Genomic DNA, 20,951 nt, shown 5'->3' with positions numbered 1-20,951 from the left:
TTGCAGCTCCCCAGAACCTCTACCAATCCTAATGCTCCATAAGACATCTTCTATTTCCTCCTGACATGTTCTATTTGTTAATGGTCATCTTAAGTGCTGTTTCCGTGTCTGCTGTGGGGGATGCAATTACCGTATGGGAAACGATTTTACCAAGGGGCTTCGCAGTCTCCAATGCCACTTCCATAGCTGCATTTACATCGGAAACACTGCCGCGCATTTTTACACAGGCTCCACTTTTCAGTCGGTTTCTCTCTACGCTCTGGATCTTTACATTTGCAGCCTTGGATGCTGCATCAAGAGCCACAAAGCAGGCTACCAGGTTATCCAGTTCAAACACCCCAACTGCCATGCCATCATAGTTATCTGCCATTTTTTCCTCCTTGTAAGACGGGAAAATGGGGTACTGCTCACTTTGTTCACGTAAAACGCTCACGGAACTCTTCTTGCAAGCAGAAATAAAAATACTTCTCCCGACTGCTTTCTTTTCCATTAGTATACCTTGTTTCTATCATAATTACAAGTAATTTCTGGCTGGAATCTCACACAAATGCACAAAATACAACAAAATCCCACATTTTATATTTTTACTCGTACACTTTTTACGGATTTAGGATAATACCTTGCCGTTTTCTTTATAAATAGTAAATTTAAGAATTTCCAGTCTGTTACTCTTCTTAACCAATCTTGCATCGACATTTTCTTACAAACCAGCTACACAAATATCGGGTACTCAATATTTAACATCCACATCGGTAAGTTCCTTCACATCATTCACCTTCAAAACAGCCGTATCATCTCTATGTGCAGTTATCACAGCTTTACCACCTTTATCTCCGTTGATAGAGAGCAGGAAGTCGTAGTATTTTTGGGTAAAAATGCAGGGGTTTCCAAGTTTTCCTTCGCAGGAGACACAGGCGATTCCTTTGCCTGATGTTTTTAGGAGGGTGATGAGCTGGCGAATTGTGGCGATGGTGAGCCAGGGCTGGTCGGAAACGGTGAAAAGGCAGGCATCAACGTCTAAGTTGCTTTTAAGCCGATTTTCAGGGAGGAGGAGATTCCCTCGTCCGGATGAGGGTTGATGTATACGTTTACACCCATGGATCTTGCGGCCTGCTCTATTTCTTCATACTGAGTGACTACTGTTATTCTTTTATAGCACTCTCTCTGTTTAAATAATTTCCCCTTTATTTCACCAAGAGGTGCAATTACTTTATTGCATTCTATATGTTCTTCTTTATAGCCTTCCTCATTCTGCTTTTCCAAATGTTCACCGCATTCCACTTTTTCAATACACTCTGTTTCTTCAAGCCATTCTGCCACGATCATCAGCTTCTCCAGAATATGCCGGTACATGGGCTTCCCTTCGATCTCATATAAAAGCTTATTGCTTCCAAACCGCCGACTGTTTCCAGCTGCCAGCATGATCAATGCAATCTTCATAATTTTCTGCCTCTCTTAAACTGCCATATGCAGCTATTGTGCCTTGCTTTGCCAGGTCTTCTACTATATGCTCTGCCGGAGAAGAATCGGGCAATATGTCTGCTTTATTTAAATATACACGGTAAACTTTATGGTCTACATTTTTATACAAACCGTGAACAGAGGTTGCTATTTTTTCTATGTCTTCTGCGGTAACAGGTGCTTCCAGATTTTTTTCAAGAAAAGAGCTGGTGTATTCGGCACGGTGGGCGGTCTCGCAGATGGGTTTGCCAAGACAGTCCAGACCGATCACACTTACTACTACGTCTGCAAAATCAGGAATTGCCGGTTCCCAGTCGGCTGGAACCTTCAAGGGTTTTCGTTTCGCTCCATCTGCTTCGATCAGCATAACATCACAAAATGGAACCAGTTTCTTCAATGCGGCTTCCTCTATGGCACACATTTTTCCAGAGGTTTCTTCAATATCGGCAACTGCTGCAAAGCCGTGTTCCTTTAATATTTCCGGGACGCGCTCAATGCAAGTGCTCTTTACCAGAGGCAGCATGGGATCATATGCCATATGGGTGGTTGTGGAAATAATCACTTTTTTACCCAAAGCCTGTAATTCTTCATTCAGGCGGTAAATCAGACTTGTCTTTCCACCACCACCGACTACAGCGATCACTGGGTATTTCTCTATATCAAGTTTTAATAAGTCCAGAAAATAACCGTATCTTTTCATCCTGACCTCCTTCACGCCAATTATTTTCATGCAATGATTCATTGCCTGACTTCGTAACCATAAAAAACAATTCTATAAAAAGTACATAGGCTTCATAACATTCCCCAAGCGAAAACATGTTAATAAATGCAATGTGACCAAACAGGATCTAGAGCGTGTTTGGCAATACACCCTCACTGAGCAAAATCTCCACCACACTTCCAGCAATACATCTGGCCTTATCCGAAATGGTAAAGCAGTTCTTCTTCTCTTCTTTTCTGGGGTCGATATCGGCGATTTTCATTCCAACAGGAACATTGTAGCCTTCCTTTATAATTCCCCTTAATACGCCTGTTATAGAGGCTTCTACAGGTGTTTCTCCCACGTAGGCAAGAATCTGTCCTTTCTCTACAATATCGGCAATATGGGCCATATTATGGATTCTGCCGGTCCCCGGGGAGTGGATCACACGTTCTTTGCTGACACCGCCTACCATTCCGGGGACACCCGTATTTGGAATTGCCGGACCCTCAGTAATGATTCTGGCAAGATCGTGACCTCGCATGGTTTCCACAACGTAATCCACGTCTTCCCCGGCAAAAAAGCCTGGTCCCAGACCAATTGTAAGAGGTGCCATATTTCTTGAAGTTCCAAGATTTCTCTTTGCAAGAATTGCATCTACCAGAGCAGCTACCTTGCCTTGCGCAGAAAGTTCAATCATACAATCGCCTGCCGGATCGACCATAAGTGGAATTTCCCCTGCTTGCCAGACTTGCTCGCATTCTTCCAGAGAATCTATTCTTCTGCAAAGAATCCCTTCTACTGCTGCTGTCCCATCATACACAGCTTCGCAAAACGCTACCTTTCTGCGGATCGCACTTGGTTTTTCACATTCTAAGATCAGTACACGATAGCCACAGCGATGCAGTCTGTGGATCACGCCGCTTGCCAGGTCTCCGCCGCCGCGGACTATTATACACTTGTCACTCATACTTTTTTCCTGCCCATTTTTAATATTTTAGAAAAGGCGGGGAAGTCCCCGCCCTCTGATATTTTTTGTATTATAACAATATTGATACATGTTAGCCATTTTTATTTAATTTAGTCAATTTCATAACAATATTGTTTTATAATTAATATTATAACACTTTTTCCATTTACAGTATAGTATAAAATACATTTTTAATATAGAACCCACAAACAGTAGATTACTGTTCACTCCGTTCACAGCAACATGCTTCGCGATGCACAGAAATCATGCATTCGCATGATTTCGCGCCGCACTTCTCGGGTTTTCTGTGAACTATGTTCACAAAAAACACCTCGCGAAATGTCACCAGTAAACAGTAACAACAACAGCACTTAAATTATTTACCCTCAGCTGTCATATTCTCCTTATTCACCTTCTCCACTGCATTCACAATATTCTCATACCCTGTACAGCGGCAAAGGTTTCCTGCCATATGCTTGCGGATGGCATCTCTCGTAAGCTTTTCGCCCCGCTCAAGAAGCACTGTAGCAGACATAACAAAGCCTGGTGTGCAGAATCCGCACTGGATGGCGCCTTCCTCAATAAAAGCTTCCTGAATCCTGGTAAGTTCGCCGTTTTTCTCAAGACCTTCCAGGGTGCGGATATTCTTTCCCTCAGCCCAGACTGCCAGATAAATACAGGAATCAATGGTCTCGCCGTCAATGATTACAGTGCAGGCACCGCATTCACCTACTTCACAGCCTTTCTTTACAGAGGTAAGCCCAAGGCGGTTTCGCAGCATGTCAAGAAGGGATTCTCTCACGTCCACATACTCAGCTACCTCTTTTCCGTTTACAGTACACTGTACCAGCCGCATATCCTTTTTCATGACTGCTCACCTCCTGTTACATTCTTAGTATCAGATGAAGGATAAATTTCCCCATTTGAACTCATATTTTCGCCTGAAGTTGTCCGGACATCCGGCACTACAACTCCCGTCACCATTCCCCTGCGAACACTCTCTTTCAGCGCGCGTTTCGCGATTTCTCCGCCAATCTGCAGTCGGAACGCCTTAGAAGCTCGCCAGGAATCTCTGGGATTGATTTCTTCCCTTACCAGCTCTTCCACCTTCTGATACAGCTCTTCGCCAATTTCCATACCCCTCAGCGCCTCTTCCGTCTTCGCACACCGATACGGCACGGGTGCAGCTACACCAAAGGTGATTCTTACATCCTCCAGAACCTTTTTCAGAGGATTGATTCTGCTGACTACACTACAGCTCAGGGTCGCAATATCCATTGCATTTCGCATGGAATACTTAATATAAAATCCATGATATCCCTGATAATCCTTCCCAGGGATCACAATGTGGGTGAGCACATCTCCCTGATGCAGATCCACCTTACCAGGTCCCAGATAAAAATCCCTGATGGGAACCATCCGTCCACCAGTTCCATCTGCGATCCGCAGCATGGCATTCAGCGAAAAAAGTGTAGGTGCACTGTCCGCACTGACCGCACCATTGCAGACATTTCCGCCAATAGTCCCAATATTACGGACTTGGGGTCCGCCAACCTGATCTACTGCTTCCCCCAGAACCGGAATCAGCTTCTGAATGACTGGATCATTCGTCACATGGGAAAAAGTAGTTCCTGCACCAATATAAATATCACCAGACTCCATCAGCCGGACTCCCTTGATTTCCTTAATATCACGAATGCTCACTAAAGATGTACCGGCCATTTTGCCCTCACGGATCTTGATCAGCACATCACTTCCCCCGGAAATCACCCTTGCATCCGGATGCTCCTTCAGAAGAGTTACCGCTTCCTTAATGGTCTCTGCATTATAATAATTTTCAATATCATACATTCCTCATGCCCCCTTTCTCAGATCAGTCCGGCCTTTGTAAAACCGTCTATCAGTCTTTGCGGTGTCAGAGGAATCTCGGAAAAGCCGATGCCAGTTGCATGAAGCACAGCATTCCGGATGGCCGGTGCACTTGGAATTGCAGGAGGCTCGCCAAGGGCTTTATTTCCATATGGTCCCATTGGATCGTTCAGTTCTACAAACTCAGCAGTCAGATCCGGAGTATCCATCATTGTCATCATTTTATAATCCAGTAAAGTCCCATTTAATGGTCTTCCTGTTTTCTCATCAATAAGAAGCTGCTCAGAAACTCCATAACCGATTCCCATGAACATACCGCCATGAACCTGCATTGCTGCAAGCTGCGGATTCAAAAGGGTTCCACTGTCATGAACATTCACAATATCCAGAACCTTGATCTTACCAAGTTTCATATCTACTTCTACTTCCGCAAAACAACAGCCGCTGGCAACTGTATTCTTCTTCACCTGTCTGGAAACCTCTGCTGTAAGGACAGAAGAATTACTCAGACTGTAATAGCTCTCCATGGCCAGATCCTCAAGGGAAATCGCAGGCTTGCCATCTGCCAGAATATAACCATCCTCCAGTTCCAGCCGGTCCACATTACCTGGAACCAGTGTTCTGGCATATTCTAAGATCTTCTGCTTCAGCTGCTGCGCACATTCCTTCACAGCTGTACCTGTGACAAAGGACTGTCTGGAAGCATACGCACCTGTATCAAAAGGCGTCACATCTGTATCCTGCTGGGTTACAATATGTACCCTGGAAATATCCATATGTAAGGTCTCTGCTGCCATCTGGGAAAATACAGTATCCGCGCCCTGTCCAATCTCTGTAGCACCAACCTGCAGCTGTACACTTCCATCCTGATTCAGAGACAGCCTTGCACCTGCAATCTCCAGAGAAATTGGCCATACACCAGTCTTATAGGAAAACAGTGCCATACCAACTCCACGCCGGATATCGCCAGTCTGGTTCTGATATGCTTTCCGTTTCTCATCCCAGTGAATATACTCTGCTCCTTTTTCCAGGCACTCAAAAATACCGTTGGTATTCGCTGCGATTGGCTTCAGATAGGCATCTTCATAATAGCCATGGATCAGATTTTTTCTGCGGAATTCCAGCGGATCCATACCGATTTCATAAGCAATATCATCCATAAAGCTCTCTGTGGCAAAGCAAACCTGAGGAATACCATATCCTCTCATCGCCCCTGCTGTAGGACAGTTGGTATAGACGGTATATGCTTCTCCTCGGATATTTGGACATGCATACTGAAGTCTGCTGGCTGTCAGACCATTGGCTGCTATGGCATGTCCGTGGGATGCATAAGCTCCCTGATTGGAATAGGTAGTCATCTCTTTTGCAAGAAGATGTCCTTCTGCATCTACGCCTGCTTCCATGTCATATTCAATGGAGTGACGGGTTCTGGTATTGGTAAAGGTCTCCTCACGTGTAAGCTCGATCTTCACAGGGCGACCGCCCACCTGCATGGTGAGAAATGCATTCAGAGGTTCATAAAGCACCTCCTGCTTGTTGCCAAAACCACCGCCTACATAAGGCTTGATCACACGTACCTGCCCCCAGGGGATTCCAAGTGCCTGGCCAACAATACGGCGTACAATATGTGGAATCTGTGTGGAAGAAACCACCACGATCCTTCCCTTTTCCATATAGGCGTAAGAAATATTATTCTCAATATGGCAGTGCTGGACAATAGGTGTCTTATAGCTTCTTTTCAGCTTCACGGCAGCCTTCTCCATTGCGCTGTCCACATCTCCGATCGCAAAGCTGGATCTTGCCAGAATGTTATCCTTCTTGTCAAGATGAATGGGATGCTCCGTTCCACGCATGGAAATCTTCGGGCTCACGACCACCGGATATTCCTCATATTCTACTTTGATCAGCTTCAATGCCCTGGAAGCTGTCACTTCGTCCTCAGCTACTACAGCTGCAATATCATCGCCATAATACCGTACTCGTCCGGTGAGCAGATTACGGTCTGCCACATCCTGATGAGCAAGCTCCACGGACCAGGGATGTCCTGGGGTTGGATAACAATGATTCGGTACGTCCTTAAAGGTAACTACCTTTACTACGCCGTCCAGAGCCTCTGCTTCGCTGGTATCAATGGATCTTACCACGCCGTTTCCGATCTTTGCATGATAAACCCTGGCTACCAGACACTTATTCAGGATCAGGTCATCTGTAAATTTCGCACGTCCTGTCACTTTCTCATAAGCGTCTACTCTTGGAACACTCTTTCCAATCATATGCTTCACCTTCTTTATATTTTTTGCAGCGGATGCCTCCAATCCGCCCTTTACCCCCTCATAAAGGAATGGCCGACGCCGTTCAAAAAACAAGTTTACGGTTCTTCTTTGAACTGATCGTCGGCCCCTTATGCTTCTTCTCTTTCCGTCTCAACCTAAAAAATATTGTACAAAATATTCTTTCAATGCAAAATTATTTTATCATATTTCACCGGTGTTTTGCAATAATTTTATAAATAATTTAGCTGTTTTATCTGTATAATTTTGAAATTTCTGCAAATTTGAAGTTCTATCAGCCTGGGGCATGTCTGGAAAATCATTCCCTCAATCTTCATGCCTGCTTTGCGGTATATTTCACCATGGAATATTGCGTAACTGCCATAATCGCTTCTCTAATTTTTTGCCGTATAAATCCCCCGCAGATCGTAAATCGCATGTCTTGGACACTTCACTGCGCACATTCCACAGCTCAAGCAGACAGACTCTTCTATCATTGCACAGTTATCTGTAACCTGGATTGCCCCGGCCGTACAGGTCTTCTCACAGATTCCACAGCCAATACAGCTGACTTCACACTGTTTTTTTGCCTCTGCCCCTTTACTCTTATTTGAGCATTTTACTACGATCCAATTGGCACATTCATGGACATGAATGATCTTCTGTGGACATACCTTCCCACATGCCCCGCAGCCGATACATTTTTCTTCATCTATTTCCGCCACGCCATACTCATTCAGGGAAACGGCGCCAAATTTACATTTCTCCACACAGGCACCACAGCCAATACATCCATCTTTGCATCCATTGTCCCCTGCTGTAACCCTGCATCCCCCGTTACATGCCACAACAGCTGACCGATACGGAAATTTCTTCTTTACTGCCATCTCTCATCCCTTCCTTTCATATGGTGTTTCACTAAGAGGAAGGCTGTAACGCCTTACACCATCTCTTCGGAAATAGGCATCTGCTATTGCGGGTGCTGTGGGAATGGATGTAATTTCTCCAATACCAATAGCACCGCAGGCAACCTTAAGACCTGGCTTGTCGATAACAATGGCATCGATCTCCGGAATCTCATGTGCGCGGAAAAGGCCTAAAGAACCATACTTGGAAATAGGTTTACAGTTCTCATCAATGGGATATTTTTCCCGCAGGGCAAATCCTATGGACATTACCACACCGCCCTCGATCTGCCCCTCACAGGACAAAGGATTTACCGCTTTTCCCACATCATGAGCAGCAACTATCTCTTCAATCTTACCAGTCTTGGAATCCAAAATACAAACCTGGGTAGCATATCCATAAGCCACATGGGAAACCGGATTGGGCACATTTGCACCAAGAGGATCGGTCTTCGCAAGATATTCTGCATAATAAACCTTACCGATCATATCTTCTACGCTTAATCCTGCTTTTTTATCCTCCATCAATTTCTCACAGGCTCTTCTGCAGGCCTCACCGGTGATCAATGTCTGTCTGGAACCGGATGTAGTTCCGGAATCTGGTGAAATCCAGGTATTGCTGCGCTCGTAAATGATATCCTCTCTTTTTATATCTGTATTACTCACGATCATCTGGGTCAGTACTGTGCCAAGCCCCTGTCCAATGCAGGAAGCTCCTGAGTAGATGTGAAGCTTCTTATCCTCTTCATAAATCAGTTTCACGCGGCCAGTGTCCGGAATTCCAACACCAACACCTGCATTCTTCATGGCGCAGCCAATGCCAACCGCTTTTCCTGCTGCCAACGCAGCTTCATATTTCGGCTGTACTGCTTCTAAGGTCTCCACAAGACCTGTGGAAGCGTCAACAATCTGACCATTTGGAAGCGTCTCCCAGGGCCGGATCGCATTGCGGTAACGAATTTCCCAGGGAGTGATTCCCACCTTATCTGCCATCATATTCAGAAGTGTCTCTGTCGCAAAACAGGTCTGGGTAACTCCGAATCCGCGAAATGCTCCTGCCGGCGGATTATTGGTATAGTAAGCTGTTCCCTCAATTTCAAAGTTTTCGTAGTGATAAGGACCTGCTGCATGGGTACATGCGCGCTCCAGAACCGGACCGCCAAGAGATGCGAATGCACCTGTATCCGCGGCAACCTTTGCCTTTACTCCCATGATATTTCCATTTTCATCACAGCCCATGGTCATATCCATATAAAAAGGATGGCGCTTAGGATGAACCAGCAGGGATTCTGCTCTTGTAAGCTTCATCTTAACCGGTTTCTTCGTCACATAAGTAAGAAGCGCACTTAAATGCTGCACGGTCATGTCTTCCTTACCACCAAATCCGCCGCCTACCAGCGCATTCTGTACCTTTACTTTGTCTGTACCAAGAACTAAGCTGCATTCGTGCAGCGTCTGGTGTGCTGACTGGTCTGTGGAATATACAAAAACATCTCCGTCTTCATCATAAAAAGACACAGCACATTCCGGTTCCAGAAATGCGTGTTCCGTCCATGGTGTCTCAAAATGATGGGAAATCACATATTTGGAATTTTTTATAGCCTCTGCTGCATTTCCCCGGCTGATATGTTTATATGCACAGATATTGTTCTCTTCCTCATCAAATACCTTTGGTGCATCTGGTTTCGCTGCCTCTTCAATCGTATGAATGTGAGGAAGCACCTCATACTCAACCTGGATCAGCTTCGCTGCCTTATCCGCAGTCTCTTTATCCCGGGCTGCCACAAGTGCAATGGCATCTCCCAGATAATGGGTAATCCCTCCTATGGGAATCAAGGTATACTGATCATGCTTCAAATGTCCGATTTTATTCTCTCCTGGAATATCTTCCGCCGTAACAACTGCCTCTACCCCAGGAAGTGCCAGTGCTTTGGTCTTATCAATGGAAAGCACCCTTGCACGCGGATATTTACTTCTCAGTGCTGATCCATAAAGCATACCATCCAGGTAAAAATCGTCTGGATATTTTCCGGTACCAAGAACCTTTTCCCCAACATCGATTCTTGCTACACGGGAGCCAATATGCCAGTCGTTGTTAATTTCTTCCGGAAGTGTCCCCTCCTGCATAACTTTAGCAGCGATCCGTACTGCATCTATAATTTTTACATATCCGGTACAACGGCAATAATTGTTACGCAAGGCATATTTGATTTCTTCATCAGTGGGCTCTTTATTCACATCCAGAAGAGCTTTCGTGCACATTACCATGCCAGGAATGCAAAAGCCGCACTGTACGGCACCAGCCTTTCCGTATGCATACGTATATACCTTTTCTTCCCACTCTGTCAGACCTTCTACTGTAATGATATTTCTGCCATCCAGCAGATCTGTATCCGGCACACAGGCCTTACAGGTTCTGCCATCGATAATCACTGTACAGGCTCCACAGGCACCCTCACTACAACCATCTTTTACAGAAGTCAGATGTAACTCATCACGGAGAAATCTGAGCAGCTTTTGATTTTTTTTCGTCTCTACCCTCTGGCCATTGACTGTAAATACTGCCATGTTGGACTCTCCTTTCTACTCCCCCCCATGAAAGTCAGATGCTTTTAACTGCGCTCCTAAACTTTCACAGTGAACTATGAGAAACACATTCTGAAGGTTTCCCAAATTATCGCAGCAGTCACCAAGATCTTATGCATGAACATACTTCGGCTCGCTGCCTGTCAAAATATAGATACTGTCCACAGCCCTTAAAAAGCTGTGGACAGTATTTTCCATTACTTTATTTAGTTATCAGATATCCATAATCATCGATCACTGCACAGATCAGCTTCTTCAAACCGTCATACAGTTTATCTGCCGGATCGTCTGCCTTGCAGTCTGTGATCTGGCCTACAAATCTGACCTTACAGGTCTTATTCTCTTTATCCAGAACAACAAAACCATCGTTCTTACTGTCTGCCATGTCTTTCTCATTTGCAAACAGAGTAAATTTATCCTTGTATGGTGCACTTGCGTATGGGCAGAAGCTCTTACAGTTGCCGCACTCATTACACATATAATCTACGTGAATCACCTGATTCATAGCCATTCCAGGAACCTTGATGGAAATATTGGCACGGTTCGGGCACACATCTACACAGTTCTCACAGACTTTGTTACAGGTAAGACATCTCTCTTCCTCTGTCTTCGCCTCTTTGCTGTGCTTCAGGATACCTTTCTTTTCGAAACAGTCTTTCACATCACCTGTCACAGCTGCATCTCTGGTAATCTCTTTGCCAAGAATATCTTTCACTGCCAGCTGTGCATCCCGGATTCCCTCTACGATGGTTGCTGCGCCTCTGGCGCCGTCTCCGGCAACATAGACACCACTCACGCTGGTTTCAAGAGTTTTATCGTTGACCTTTGCTTTTCCTCTTTCATCCACTGCGATCTGGTTGGCAGTGTAGAAATCGGTATCAATCTTTTCTCCAACAGCTACGATCACGGTGTCAGCCGGAACCTCTACCACATCTGCAGTCTCGGTTACACCTGCACGTCCGGAAGCATCCATCTGGCCGAGCTTCATCTTCTTGCAGAGCAGTCTGCCGCCATCAAGACTTACCGGAGAAAGAAGTTCCTTAAACTCAACGCCCTCCTCCAGAACTTCCAGAAGCTCATCCTCTGCAGCTGGCATATAGCGCTTGGTTCTTCTGTATACAAGATAAACATGCTCTACACCTTCTGTGCGTTTCGCAGCTCTTGCAGTGTCCATAGCAGTGTTTCCGCCGCCGATTACAACTACATTTTTGCCAATATTCAGCTTACCATCATTTGCCTTGAAATCACGAAGAAACTTCAGAGCGTTAACGGTCTCACCTTTTTCCAGTTTCAAAGTGCCAGGCTTGCCAGCTCCAATTGCCAGGATCACAGCATCATAGCCCTGTGCTTTCAGATCTGCCACAGAAGTGATCTCTGTATTTGTGCGGATCTCTACACCCATCTTCTGGATGAAAGAAATATCTTTGTCAATGGCGTCGTCTCCAATACGGAATCCAGGTATCACGTAACGGATCACACCGCCGGCTTTCTCTTCTTTTTCAAAAATGGTAACTGCTGCGCCCTCTCTTGCAAGGAAGTAAGCAGCTGCAATACCTGCAGGACCGCCACCAACTACGGCGACCTTCTTACCGTTTGGCTCGCCAGCCTTGATCTCACCGATCAGCTGCTCATAGCCATGCTCTGCTGCTGTCAGCTTGGTGCCACGGATATTTACGGATTCTTCGTAGAAATTACGGGTACATTTGGTCATACAGTTGTGTGCACATAAGGTACCTGTAATAAATGGCAGGGCATTTTTCTCAAGGATCACTTCAAGTGCTTCTTTATATTTACCCTCACCAGTCAGTGCTACATACTGTGGAATATCCTGATGGATTGGACATCCTTCAGAACACGGTGCATAGAAGCAGTCCAGAAGAGGAACTTCTTTTGTGCTCTTTCTGTTCGGAACCGGCTTAATGTTCTTCACATGATGCCCATCAGTAATAGCATCTGCTGCCAGCTTCTTCAGTGCATCCACATCGATTCCTTCCCATTTCTTCGGGCAGATTCCTTCCACCTTATCCGCTACCTGGGTAAATCTCTGATAGCCGCCTGTCTTCAAAAGGGTGGTAGCCATGGTTACAGGCCAGATACCGCATCCCACAATTTTGTCAATATTGTAATAATCTGCACCTCCGGAATAGGAAATTCGAAGTTTTCCTGCGAATTCAGCAGAAAGTTTGGCTGCAAGGGAAATGGACAGCGGGAACAAAGCTTTGCCGGACATGTACATTTCTTCACTTGGAAGCTCATTTCGGGTAACATCAACCGGGAACGTATTGGTAATCTTTACACCAAATTCCAGACCCAGTTCTTCGGATAATTTCATCAGACGTGTAAGCATGGGGACTGCATCCTCATACTGCAAATCGTCTCTGAAATGGAAATCGCCGAATACCATATAATCATATCCCATCTCATCCATGGTCTTTCTTGCAAAATCATAGCCAAGAAGGGTCGGGTTGCACTTTACAAAGGTATTCAGATGTTTCTCTGTAAGCAGATAATTTGCAATGCTCTCAATCTCCTGTGGAGGACATCCATGCAGTGTGGAGATCGTAGCAGAATTACAGACATTGGATGGGATTGCTTCGATGTCTTCTCTGGTAAAGTTCTGGAACTTGTCAGCATTGTCCAAAAGCCATTTTCTGCATTCCTGGAAAATAACAGTGTCCTTTGCTTCCATCATTCCGTCAATAAAGGTATTGACCTTGTCTCCCTTAATTCCTGCAAGATCATATCCTACGGAAATATTAAACTGGAACCCATCCTGTGCACCCAGGCCGAATTCTTTTGCGATCACATGAAGGATAAACCATGCCTTGATGTACTCGCCCATCGCGTCCGGAACAGTCAGCTCAGTTGACCATTCGCAGTTATATCCCTCATCATCTGCAAGAATGCACGGTTTATTCACACATGCTGAAAGCTCTGCGCCATCCATCTTCTGAACTGTCTTCAGCTCAAAAAAACGGGCTCCTGCATAATAAGAAGCGATGATATTCTGTGCCAGCTGGGTATGGGGACCTGCTGCCGGTCCCACTGGTGTCTCCAGGTTTCTGGTAAAAATAGTCATATCATTCTTCGGATCTGCTGTGTATGGGCGATGTACCCCAAATACAGTGTCCTGCCCTTTTTTCTCCTGAAGGACCCAGTCCATCAGCTGCCCGAAAGGCATACATGTCATAATATCGCTCATATTTATTTTCCTCCGTTAATATCGTCAGCCAGTTCCTGTGCAGACTGACGGCAGTCAGCCATAACCTTATCTACGTCACAAACCAGCACTTCCCTGTCTTTCATAAGAACCTTGCCGTTACATACAGTAGTCACAACGTCATGTCCTGTAGTTCCAAACAGAAGATGTCCGTTTACATTGTCTGCTCTCATAGGTGTAAGCGGGTTGTAATCCATTACGATCACATCGGCAGCTGCCCCCTCTTTCAGAACACCAAGTGGTTTCTTAAAGTAGCGGTTGGCAATAATTGCATTGTTCTCAAAGAGCATCTTGGGAACCTCACCCCATGCAGCATTTGGATCGCAGAGATGATGCTTGTGAAGGATATTGGCAACCTTCCAGGATTCCAGCATATCGTGGGTGTATCCATCAGTTCCAAGTCCCGTAACGATTCCCTTATGTACCAATTCCATGGTAGGCGGACATCCGCAGGCATTTCCCATATTGGATTCCGGATTGTGGACAACCATGGTGTCAGTCTCTTTAATTAAATCCATCTCATGCTCGTTAATATAAATACAATGTCCCAGAAGCGTCTTCGGCCCAAGAATATTCCAATCGTAAAGTCTGTCTACAATTCGTTTGCTGTGCTCCTTCAGGCACTGATGAAGGTCATAGATTCCCTCTGCAACATGAATATGATAGCCAACACCATCTGGCTTCAGTTCGTTACACAATTCCATGGTCTCATCGGAAATAGTGAAAGATGCATGCATACCCATCATAGCAGCGATCATGTCGCTGTCATCTGCAAGTGCGTGTTTGATAAAGTTCACATTCTCCATTACAGATTCTCTGGACTTGTCCATGCCGTCACGGTCGGAAATTTCATAGCAAAGGCAGGTACGGACACCAAGATCCTTAGCTGCTGATTCAATAGCACTGAGGGAACCGGTAATATGTCCAAAGCTTGCGTGGTGATCAAATACAGTCGTTACACCATTCCGGATACTGTCGATGTAAGTAGCCATCGCAGAAAGTCTGGTCTGCTCCAGGGTAAGATGACGGTCAATGGTCCACCACTGTCCATCCAGAATATCCAGAAAGCCCTTGGGATTATATCCTTTAATACTCAGACCTCTGGCAAAAGAGCTGTAGATATGCTCATGGGTATTGATAAATGCAGGCATGATAACTCCGCCTCTGGCATCTACAAATTCTCCATCTGGATATGCTTTTTTCACCTCATCTGTAGTCCCCACCATAACTATGGTGTTACCATCCATTGCAACTGCGCCGTTCTCTATAAATGCCTTGGATGCGTCCCGTGTGATCATTCTTCCATTACCAATAATAAGCATATGGCATCCTCCTTTACTTGTTAAAATTGTTGAATCAAAAAGCACAATTCAACATTTTTTAGGATATTTTATACAGATAATGTAACACATTCCCATATAAATTTCAATAGGAAATCTAAAAATATTTTTGGCTTTCTCAAAATTTTTGTTCAGACAAACTAACTGAGCACAGACAAAACAGGCTCTAGGGCATGTTTGAAAATGCTTTCTACAAGCTGTACGTCACAATTCGAGGGAGATTTTGCCGCAGTCTGCATAAACATGAAAACAAGGCAGTCTGTCAATTAAACAAACTGCCTTGTTCTCTCTATTAATGGATTTTTCAAACACGCTCTAATCCATAGCTGATTTTCCATCTGCATTATTCGTATATGTATCTTTATAACTCCCGGATCACATGCAAGAATTTCCGGCCCTTTTTCCATAATTCAGGATCAATTTCCACCTCATAGCCTTTGCCATTCTGCACATGCCAGTCATAAAAAGAGCGGTCTTCGTCTGCATATTCTTCCATAACATTCATGATCGTACCGCCATGCACCACAAGTGCTGCCAAAGAAATCCCATTACGGAGACAACCATTTACAGCTTTCTGGAAGCCGGTCACATTGCGTCTTTTAAATTCCTCTCTGCTCTCTCCTCCCGGAAATGGCAATAGTCCACCAGAATCGATCCAGGACTGGTAATGTTCATTTCCGTCCAGTTCCTGATAATTTTTATTTTCAAATTCTCCAAAATCACATTCTGCAAGCTCATCAATAATATTCAGCTTTTTTCCGGGAAAAAGGATTCCTGCTGTCTGGGTACAGCGGATCATAGGACTTGCATAAACTGCCTGTACTTCCGGATAAGCAAGCTGCGCCAGCATATTCCCAGCCTCCGGACAAAGAGGTTCATCCGTTCTTTTTCCTATATATCTTTTTAACTTATTCCCCTGGGTTTCCCCATGACGAATCAGAATAAGTTTAAGCATTTTTGATCACCGTCCCAATTCCACATACTACACGTATTACCTTTTTGCTTTTTGATGCGAGATCCGTACAGACTCTTCCCACTGCCTCCCGGTATTTCCGGTCAAAAGCATCCATGGGGACAACGCCGTATCCTACTTCCTGACTTACCAGAATGATATCCGGATTTTTCTCCCATAATTCTTCTGCCAGTCTGGCCACATCTTTGTCTGCTTTTAATTCTTTTTTGATATACTCCTGAAAATCAAGGACGCCCTCTGCATTCATAAGCTCTTCTTTTTCCAGATCGGCTCCCTTTTTCCAGCAGACATCAGGATGATGTGCTTTTGCATATGTGCTCTTTCCCTGAAAAGCACCTCCAATGATCATTTCCATTGTTACAATTTCTCCTTTTTTCCCAGTTCCCGGAGCGTGTCTGTAAAAGACTTTCTGCAAGATGTACGTCACAATTTGTGGGAGATTTTGCCCGGATGAGGGCGCGTAGCGGGCTACGACAACCGAATTCGGGCAAAATATACCGCAAAGTGGGGCGTGCAGATTGCGGGAATGATTTTTCAGACACGTCTAGATAAATACAGAAACAACAGCCAGTACAACAGCCATTCCCACCTCACAAAGGCACAGAAAATATCCTGCCAGGTCACCTGTAATCCCGCCAAAATATTTCATTGCTTTATAATGATAATAAAGGAAAACAAGTACTGCAGTTCCAAATGCCAGAATGCCCATCACAGGCTGGATCCATATCATCACCGCCAGCAGAATTCCAAGATAGACGATCAGCACATTTCGCACGATCATATCTTCTGCTTTTCTGGAAAATTCTGCTACAGTTCCATCTTTACGTGCCTTTGGAAACATCATGACACTGATTCCGGACAAACATCTGGAAACCATAAATCCGAGAGCCATAATCAAAAGTGCCCGCCTGTCCGTCCACAACTGACTGTAAGCTCCATACCATATCAGAAAAAAAGCACAGGCTGTAATAACCGCAAATGCACCGGCATGGGAATCTTTCAGAATTTCAAGACGTCTCTCCCTTTCCTGCCAGGAGCTTAATGCATCCGAAGTATCCAGAAGACCATCTACATGGATTCCACCTGTCACCATTACCGGAACCAGTACAAGAACTGCTGAGACAAAAGACGGATTAAATCCAAATTTTCCGCCTGCCCATCCTACCAGATAAGAAAGCGCTCCAATTACCAGGCCGATAAAAGGAAAAAAACAGAATGTATATTTCATATTCTCCTTGTTCCAGTCTGCCATTGGCATAGGGATTTTTGAATACATGGCAAATGCCACTTTAAAATTATTCCACAGCATTTTCAATGATTTTTCCTCCTTTATGCCAGATTGGAATCCCATATACTACTTCAACCACCTCATCAGCCATTTTTCCAATGTTTTGATTGATTATCCCCAGATATTCCTGATAGCGGATGGTATCGCCCTCATAACTGGCTGCTTCGGAAAAAATCTCATTCGTGACAATCACCAGATGACGTACCTGGCTACTCAACTTTTTTATGCCTTCCAAAACGGCTTCCACAGTTTTTTCACCAGCCCCTTTTTCCTCAAACATCTCATTAGCGGCAAGATTGGACATACATTCCAGAAGAACCACAGCATTTTCCGGGAAATCCAGATTCTTCAATCCGGTATAGCATTCAACTGTCTCGAATCCTTTTCCTGCACGCATTTTCCGATGACGTGCCACACGCTTATGACTTTCCTCGTCATATGGATGCATGGTTGCAATATAGATTCTTTTTGCCGGTCCAAAAGATACTATTTTATCTTCTGCAAAAGCAGATTTTCCGCTTCCGCTTCCTCCGGTCACGACTGTCATCATATTAATTCAGCTCCTCGTACTGGTCCACGTGAATATCATCAAATGTACTTAATGTATTGTAAAGAGTAGCTCCCATATCAAGAAACGGACAAAGGGCAATGGCTCCAGTGCCTTCCCCAAGACACATGTCAGCATGAAGCACAGCTTCTTTTCCAAGCTCATCCAGAACAAGATATGCTGCCGGTTCTTTGGACACATGACTGGCGATCATATAATCCGCTGCCTCCGGGCAAAGTCTGGCTGCTACAAGTGCGGCAACTCCGGAAATAAAACCGTCAATAAGAACCGGAATCTGTAATGCAGCTCCACCAAGATACACACCTGCCATTCCTGCGATATCAAGACCTCCAACTTTTGCAAGCACGTCTATGGAATCTTTTGCATCCGGCTTATTTAAATCAATGGCTTTCTTAATCGCCTGAATCTTGCGGGTAAGCCCATCGCTGGAAAGTCCTGCACCACGGCCAGTCATGGTTTCCACAGGTTGCCCCAGAAGCACAGATGCAACTGCACTGCTGGTTGTGGTATTTCCAATTCCCATCTCACCAGTTGCAAAAAGACGATAACCCTGAGCCTTCAGTTCTTCTACCATAGCAATTCCTGCTTCAATTCCCTTTATGGCTTCGTCTCTTGTCATAGCCGGACCTTTCGTCATATTGCGGGTTCCATACATAACTTTCAGATCTGTACGTGCTGTAGTATCTCTTACCATTCCCACATCTACTGGCTTTACATCCACTCCACACTGGTGGCACATTACACATGCGGTAGTGGTTTCTTTTACAAAATTATCTGCTACAATTGCAGTGACTTCCTGTCCTGTCTGGGTAACCCCCTCTTCTACCACGCCATTGTCTGCACACATGGCAACAAGAGCCTTTTTTCCAAGATCCACTTTCTCTTCCCCTGTAATTCCAACGATCTGCGTAATCAGATCTTCCATTTTTCCAAGGGAATGGAGAGGCTTGGCGATGCTATCCCATCGTCTTCTGGCTGTTTTCATTTTTTCCTCATTCAGAGGCTTTATCTGTTTAAGTGTTTCTTCTAATGTCATGATTTCCTCCCGCTGGTAAATACCAGGAATTTACTGAATATGTAATTTAATGCCAGAACTACAAACTGGGTGATAAATTTGCCGGCCATATCATTCATGTGTATGATCTCTGCAAAGAACCATACGCCTGCTACTTCGATCGCCATTGTTACACCTCTCGCTCCGACAAATTTGCAGAATGGACGGATATGGTCTTTCAAAGTCTCACATTTGTCCTGAAAAACAAATTTAGAATTTACCACATAAGCAAAAAGAATTGCCAGAATAATCGAGATCACATTTGCAAGATCTCTTTGAACTCCTGCCTGGCGCAGAAGAAAAAAGCTCACCAAATTCACCAGTGTAGTACATCCTCCAAAAAACACATAACGTACCACATCACTGGCATACAGTTTCTTAATGAGAGCAGTCATGGTTTACCTCCTGATAGACATCCTCTTTTCCACGAAGAATCTGGGAAATGATATAACGTGGACGCCGTTTTACTTCTTCGTATATTTTTGCAATATAATAGCCGATGATTCCAAGACTGAGCATAATAGCGCTTCCAATAAGCAAAAGAACGATAAGGGTAGTTGTATATCCCTCTACCGCTCTACCGGCAAAAAATTGTACCAGCGAATAAATAATCAAAATCAGGGAGCATCCAAAGCATGCCCCTCCTACGACCGTTACAAATTGCAGCGGTGCTGTAGTAAAAGCCACAATATTGGTAAACGCATATTTTATCAAGGACCAGGTAGACCACTTAGACTGTCCAGCTTCTCTGTCCCGCACCTCAAATTCCACATAAGTGGTCTTAAATCCCACCCAGGATGAGGTCGCACGGAAAAACATATTTCGTTCTGGCATAGAAAGAATACTATTCACTGCTTTCCTGTCCATCATTTTGAAATCCGAAGCATTCTGCATATTCACACCTGTAGCCTTGGACATGATTCCATAGAAAAAGCCAGCGCTCTCTTTGTGAAGCAGACTTTCCGTTCCTCTTGATTTCTTTACGCCTTCGATTACTTCCCATCCCTGCTCCCAGAGATGGTACATGGAAATCAAAGTTTCCGGCGGGTGCTGCAGATCACAATCCATAACTGCCACCACATCTCCTGTAGCCTGGGCCATTCCTGCATATACTGCTGCTTCTTTTCCGAAATTTCTGGAAAAATGAACGCCAAGAACATTTCCATCTTTTTCTCCGGCTTTGGTGATTTCTTCCCAGGTTTTGTCTTTTGAGCCATCGTCAACAACAACTAGTTCGTAGGAAATGCCGGCTTCTGCTAATACTTCATGAAGAACACGACAGGTTTTTCCTACCATCAGTTCTTCGTTATAAGCTGGCAAAACCACTGATAATCTGCTCATTTTTTCATCCTCTTCTCTGCTGACAGCCTTGTATATTTATGTTTAAAACGTGACAGCAGATCTTATTCTTTTCGATTTTTCAACGTTCCCATTATATTACAAATCCAGTGGGCAGGCAACCTTAATTGATATTCTTCAGAATTTAATAACAAAAAAACGATAACCAACCGGCTACCGTTTCCGTTCTGTACCTTCAAAACTACATACATGTTACATCCTAATGGAATCATTTTTTAACCTTGCGATTGTTGGTCAAGCCCTCACCCTATTAGTAACAGTCAGCTCCATGCATTACTGCACTTCCACCCCTGCCCTATCTACCTCGTCGTCTTCAAGGGGGTTTACTTCTTTCGAATGGGACATCTCATCTTGAGGGGGGCTTCACGCTTAGATGCCTTCAGCGTTT

The 20,951-nt window shown here is 44.7% G+C and carries 18 protein-coding genes, 1 rRNA gene and 1 pseudogene; all 20 read right to left on the bottom strand.

Translation table 11 applies throughout. From position 1 onward, the window contains the following. Positions 1-70: 70 nt before the first annotated feature. Entirely contained in the window at positions 71-370 is a 300-nt protein-coding gene (locus DW904_RS18245; protein WP_118583374.1) for a BMC domain-containing protein, read from the bottom strand. 647 nt (positions 371-1,017) lie between these two features. Then, positions 1,018-1,440: an NTP transferase domain-containing protein gene (locus DW904_RS25960; protein ID WP_118583370.1), complete on the bottom strand. Its 423-nt coding sequence runs from the start codon at positions 1,438-1,440 to the stop codon at positions 1,018-1,020. Further along, on the bottom strand, positions 1,382-2,161 hold the full coding sequence (yqeC, locus tag DW904_RS18230) for a selenium cofactor biosynthesis protein YqeC (RefSeq protein ID WP_118583368.1): 780 nt from the start codon (positions 2,159-2,161) through the stop codon (positions 1,382-1,384). The genes DW904_RS25960 and yqeC overlap by 59 nt, the downstream gene beginning before the upstream one ends. 148 nt (positions 2,162-2,309) lie before the next feature. Further along, positions 2,310-3,131 carry a selenium-dependent molybdenum cofactor biosynthesis protein YqeB gene (gene yqeB, locus DW904_RS18225; protein WP_118583366.1) on the bottom strand — a complete coding sequence of 274 codons (822 nt, stop codon included), beginning with the start codon at positions 3,129-3,131 and terminating at the stop codon, positions 2,310-2,312. 376 nt (positions 3,132-3,507) lie between these two features. Continuing rightward, complete coding sequence (xdhC, locus tag DW904_RS18220) at positions 3,508-3,999, bottom strand: xanthine dehydrogenase subunit XdhC (RefSeq protein ID WP_118583364.1); 492 nt, start codon at positions 3,997-3,999, stop codon at positions 3,508-3,510. After that, positions 3,996-4,982 (bottom strand): xanthine dehydrogenase subunit XdhB, encoded by a 987-nt coding sequence (gene xdhB, locus DW904_RS18215; RefSeq protein ID WP_118583362.1) that lies wholly within the window; start codon positions 4,980-4,982, stop codon positions 3,996-3,998. The genes xdhC and xdhB overlap by 4 nt, the downstream gene beginning before the upstream one ends. A gap of 17 nt (positions 4,983-4,999) precedes the next feature. Beyond that, positions 5,000-7,273, bottom strand: coding sequence for a xanthine dehydrogenase subunit XdhA (gene xdhA, locus DW904_RS18210; RefSeq protein WP_118583398.1), 2,274 nt, complete (start codon positions 7,271-7,273; stop codon positions 5,000-5,002). A 392-nt stretch (positions 7,274-7,665) separates the two neighbouring features. Next, on the bottom strand, positions 7,666-8,157 hold the full coding sequence (locus DW904_RS18205; protein ID WP_118583360.1) for a 4Fe-4S binding protein: 492 nt from the start codon (positions 8,155-8,157) through the stop codon (positions 7,666-7,668). A 3-nt stretch (positions 8,158-8,160) separates the two neighbouring features. After that, positions 8,161-10,743: a selenium-dependent xanthine dehydrogenase gene (xdh, locus tag DW904_RS18200; protein WP_118583358.1), complete on the bottom strand. Its 2,583-nt coding sequence runs from the start codon at positions 10,741-10,743 to the stop codon at positions 8,161-8,163. A 220-nt stretch (positions 10,744-10,963) separates the two neighbouring features. After that, positions 10,964-13,963, bottom strand: coding sequence for a putative selenate reductase subunit YgfK (gene ygfK / locus DW904_RS18195; protein WP_118583356.1), 3,000 nt, complete (start codon positions 13,961-13,963; stop codon positions 10,964-10,966). 2 nt (positions 13,964-13,965) lie between these two features. Continuing rightward, complete coding sequence (gene ssnA, locus DW904_RS18190) at positions 13,966-15,303, bottom strand: putative aminohydrolase SsnA (RefSeq protein WP_118583354.1); 1,338 nt, start codon at positions 15,301-15,303, stop codon at positions 13,966-13,968. A gap of 379 nt (positions 15,304-15,682) precedes the next feature. Next, positions 15,683-16,276, bottom strand: a complete 594-nt coding sequence (locus tag DW904_RS18185) for a histidine phosphatase family protein (RefSeq protein ID WP_118583352.1) — start codon at positions 16,274-16,276, stop codon at positions 15,683-15,685. Next, positions 16,269-16,649 (bottom strand): bifunctional adenosylcobinamide kinase/adenosylcobinamide-phosphate guanylyltransferase, encoded by a 381-nt coding sequence (locus DW904_RS18180; protein ID WP_118583350.1) that lies wholly within the window; start codon positions 16,647-16,649, stop codon positions 16,269-16,271. Before DW904_RS18180 ends, DW904_RS18185 begins: the two co-directional genes overlap by 8 nt. Positions 16,650-16,722: 73 nt before the next feature. Next, positions 16,723-16,790, bottom strand: a pseudogene (locus DW904_RS25955) (DUF6783 domain-containing protein); the annotation flags it as partial. Between the two features lie 48 nt (positions 16,791-16,838). Further along, complete coding sequence (gene cobS / locus DW904_RS18170) at positions 16,839-17,603, bottom strand: adenosylcobinamide-GDP ribazoletransferase (RefSeq protein ID WP_330590186.1); 765 nt, start codon at positions 17,601-17,603, stop codon at positions 16,839-16,841. Continuing rightward, entirely contained in the window at positions 17,590-18,132 is a 543-nt protein-coding gene (locus tag DW904_RS18165) for a bifunctional adenosylcobinamide kinase/adenosylcobinamide-phosphate guanylyltransferase (protein WP_118583346.1), read from the bottom strand. The genes cobS and DW904_RS18165 overlap by 14 nt, the downstream gene beginning before the upstream one ends. A gap of 1 nt (position 18,133) precedes the next feature. Continuing rightward, entirely contained in the window at positions 18,134-19,186 is a 1,053-nt protein-coding gene (cobT, locus tag DW904_RS18160; protein ID WP_118583344.1) for a nicotinate-nucleotide--dimethylbenzimidazole phosphoribosyltransferase, read from the bottom strand. Further along, on the bottom strand, positions 19,183-19,599 hold the full coding sequence (locus DW904_RS18155) for a GtrA family protein (protein WP_118583342.1): 417 nt from the start codon (positions 19,597-19,599) through the stop codon (positions 19,183-19,185). The genes cobT and DW904_RS18155 overlap by 4 nt, the downstream gene beginning before the upstream one ends. Beyond that, positions 19,583-20,545: a glycosyltransferase family 2 protein gene (locus DW904_RS18150; protein ID WP_118583340.1), complete on the bottom strand. Its 963-nt coding sequence runs from the start codon at positions 20,543-20,545 to the stop codon at positions 19,583-19,585. Before DW904_RS18150 ends, DW904_RS18155 begins: the two co-directional genes overlap by 17 nt. Before the next feature lie 248 nt (positions 20,546-20,793). Then, positions 20,794-20,951 (bottom strand): 23S ribosomal RNA (locus DW904_RS18145); the annotation flags it as partial.

This window comes from Ruminococcus sp. AM42-11 (assembly GCF_003480145.1).
Taxonomy (GTDB): Bacteria; Bacillota; Clostridia; order Lachnospirales; family Lachnospiraceae; genus Blautia_A; species Blautia_A faecis.
This window is presented reverse-complemented; position numbering and strand designations above follow the sequence as displayed.

What these genes read in the sequence shown, in the direction of transcription:
- xdhB (WP_118583362.1), bottom strand. Translation starts at nt 4,982, where the DNA reads ATGTATGATATTGAAAATTATTATAATGCAGAGACCATTAAGGAAGCG.
- DW904_RS18185 (WP_118583352.1), bottom strand. Translation starts at nt 16,276, where the DNA reads ATGCTTAAACTTATTCTGATTCGTCATGGGGAAACCCAGGGGAATAAG.
- DW904_RS18165 (WP_118583346.1), bottom strand. Translation starts at nt 18,132, where the DNA reads ATGATGACAGTCGTGACCGGAGGAAGCGGAAGCGGAAAATCTGCTTTT.
- yqeB (WP_118583366.1), bottom strand. Translation starts at nt 3,131, where the DNA reads ATGAGTGACAAGTGTATAATAGTCCGCGGCGGCGGAGACCTGGCAAGC.
- DW904_RS18245 (WP_118583374.1), bottom strand. Translation starts at nt 370, where the DNA reads ATGGCAGATAACTATGATGGCATGGCAGTTGGGGTGTTTGAACTGGAT.
- xdhA (WP_118583398.1), bottom strand. Translation starts at nt 7,273, where the DNA reads ATGATTGGAAAGAGTGTTCCAAGAGTAGACGCTTATGAGAAAGTGACA.
- DW904_RS25960 (WP_118583370.1), bottom strand. Translation starts at nt 1,440, where the DNA reads ATGAAGATTGCATTGATCATGCTGGCAGCTGGAAACAGTCGGCGGTTT.
- ssnA (WP_118583354.1), bottom strand. Translation starts at nt 15,303, where the DNA reads ATGCTTATTATTGGTAATGGAAGAATGATCACACGGGACGCATCCAAG.
- DW904_RS18180 (WP_118583350.1), bottom strand. Translation starts at nt 16,649, where the DNA reads ATGGAAATGATCATTGGAGGTGCTTTTCAGGGAAAGAGCACATATGCA.
- DW904_RS18150 (WP_118583340.1), bottom strand. Translation starts at nt 20,545, where the DNA reads ATGAGCAGATTATCAGTGGTTTTGCCAGCTTATAACGAAGAACTGATG.
- cobT (WP_118583344.1), bottom strand. Translation starts at nt 19,186, where the DNA reads ATGACATTAGAAGAAACACTTAAACAGATAAAGCCTCTGAATGAGGAA.
- xdh (WP_118583358.1), bottom strand. Translation starts at nt 10,743, where the DNA reads ATGGCAGTATTTACAGTCAATGGCCAGAGGGTAGAGACGAAAAAAAAT.
- DW904_RS18205 (WP_118583360.1), bottom strand. Translation starts at nt 8,157, where the DNA reads ATGGCAGTAAAGAAGAAATTTCCGTATCGGTCAGCTGTTGTGGCATGT.
- yqeC (WP_118583368.1), bottom strand. Translation starts at nt 2,161, where the DNA reads ATGAAAAGATACGGTTATTTTCTGGACTTATTAAAACTTGATATAGAG.
- DW904_RS18155 (WP_118583342.1), bottom strand. Translation starts at nt 19,599, where the DNA reads ATGACTGCTCTCATTAAGAAACTGTATGCCAGTGATGTGGTACGTTAT.
- cobS (WP_330590186.1), bottom strand. Translation starts at nt 17,603, where the DNA reads ATGCTGTGGAATAATTTTAAAGTGGCATTTGCCATGTATTCAAAAATC.
- ygfK (WP_118583356.1), bottom strand. Translation starts at nt 13,963, where the DNA reads ATGAGCGATATTATGACATGTATGCCTTTCGGGCAGCTGATGGACTGG.
- xdhC (WP_118583364.1), bottom strand. Translation starts at nt 3,999, where the DNA reads ATGAAAAAGGATATGCGGCTGGTACAGTGTACTGTAAACGGAAAAGAG.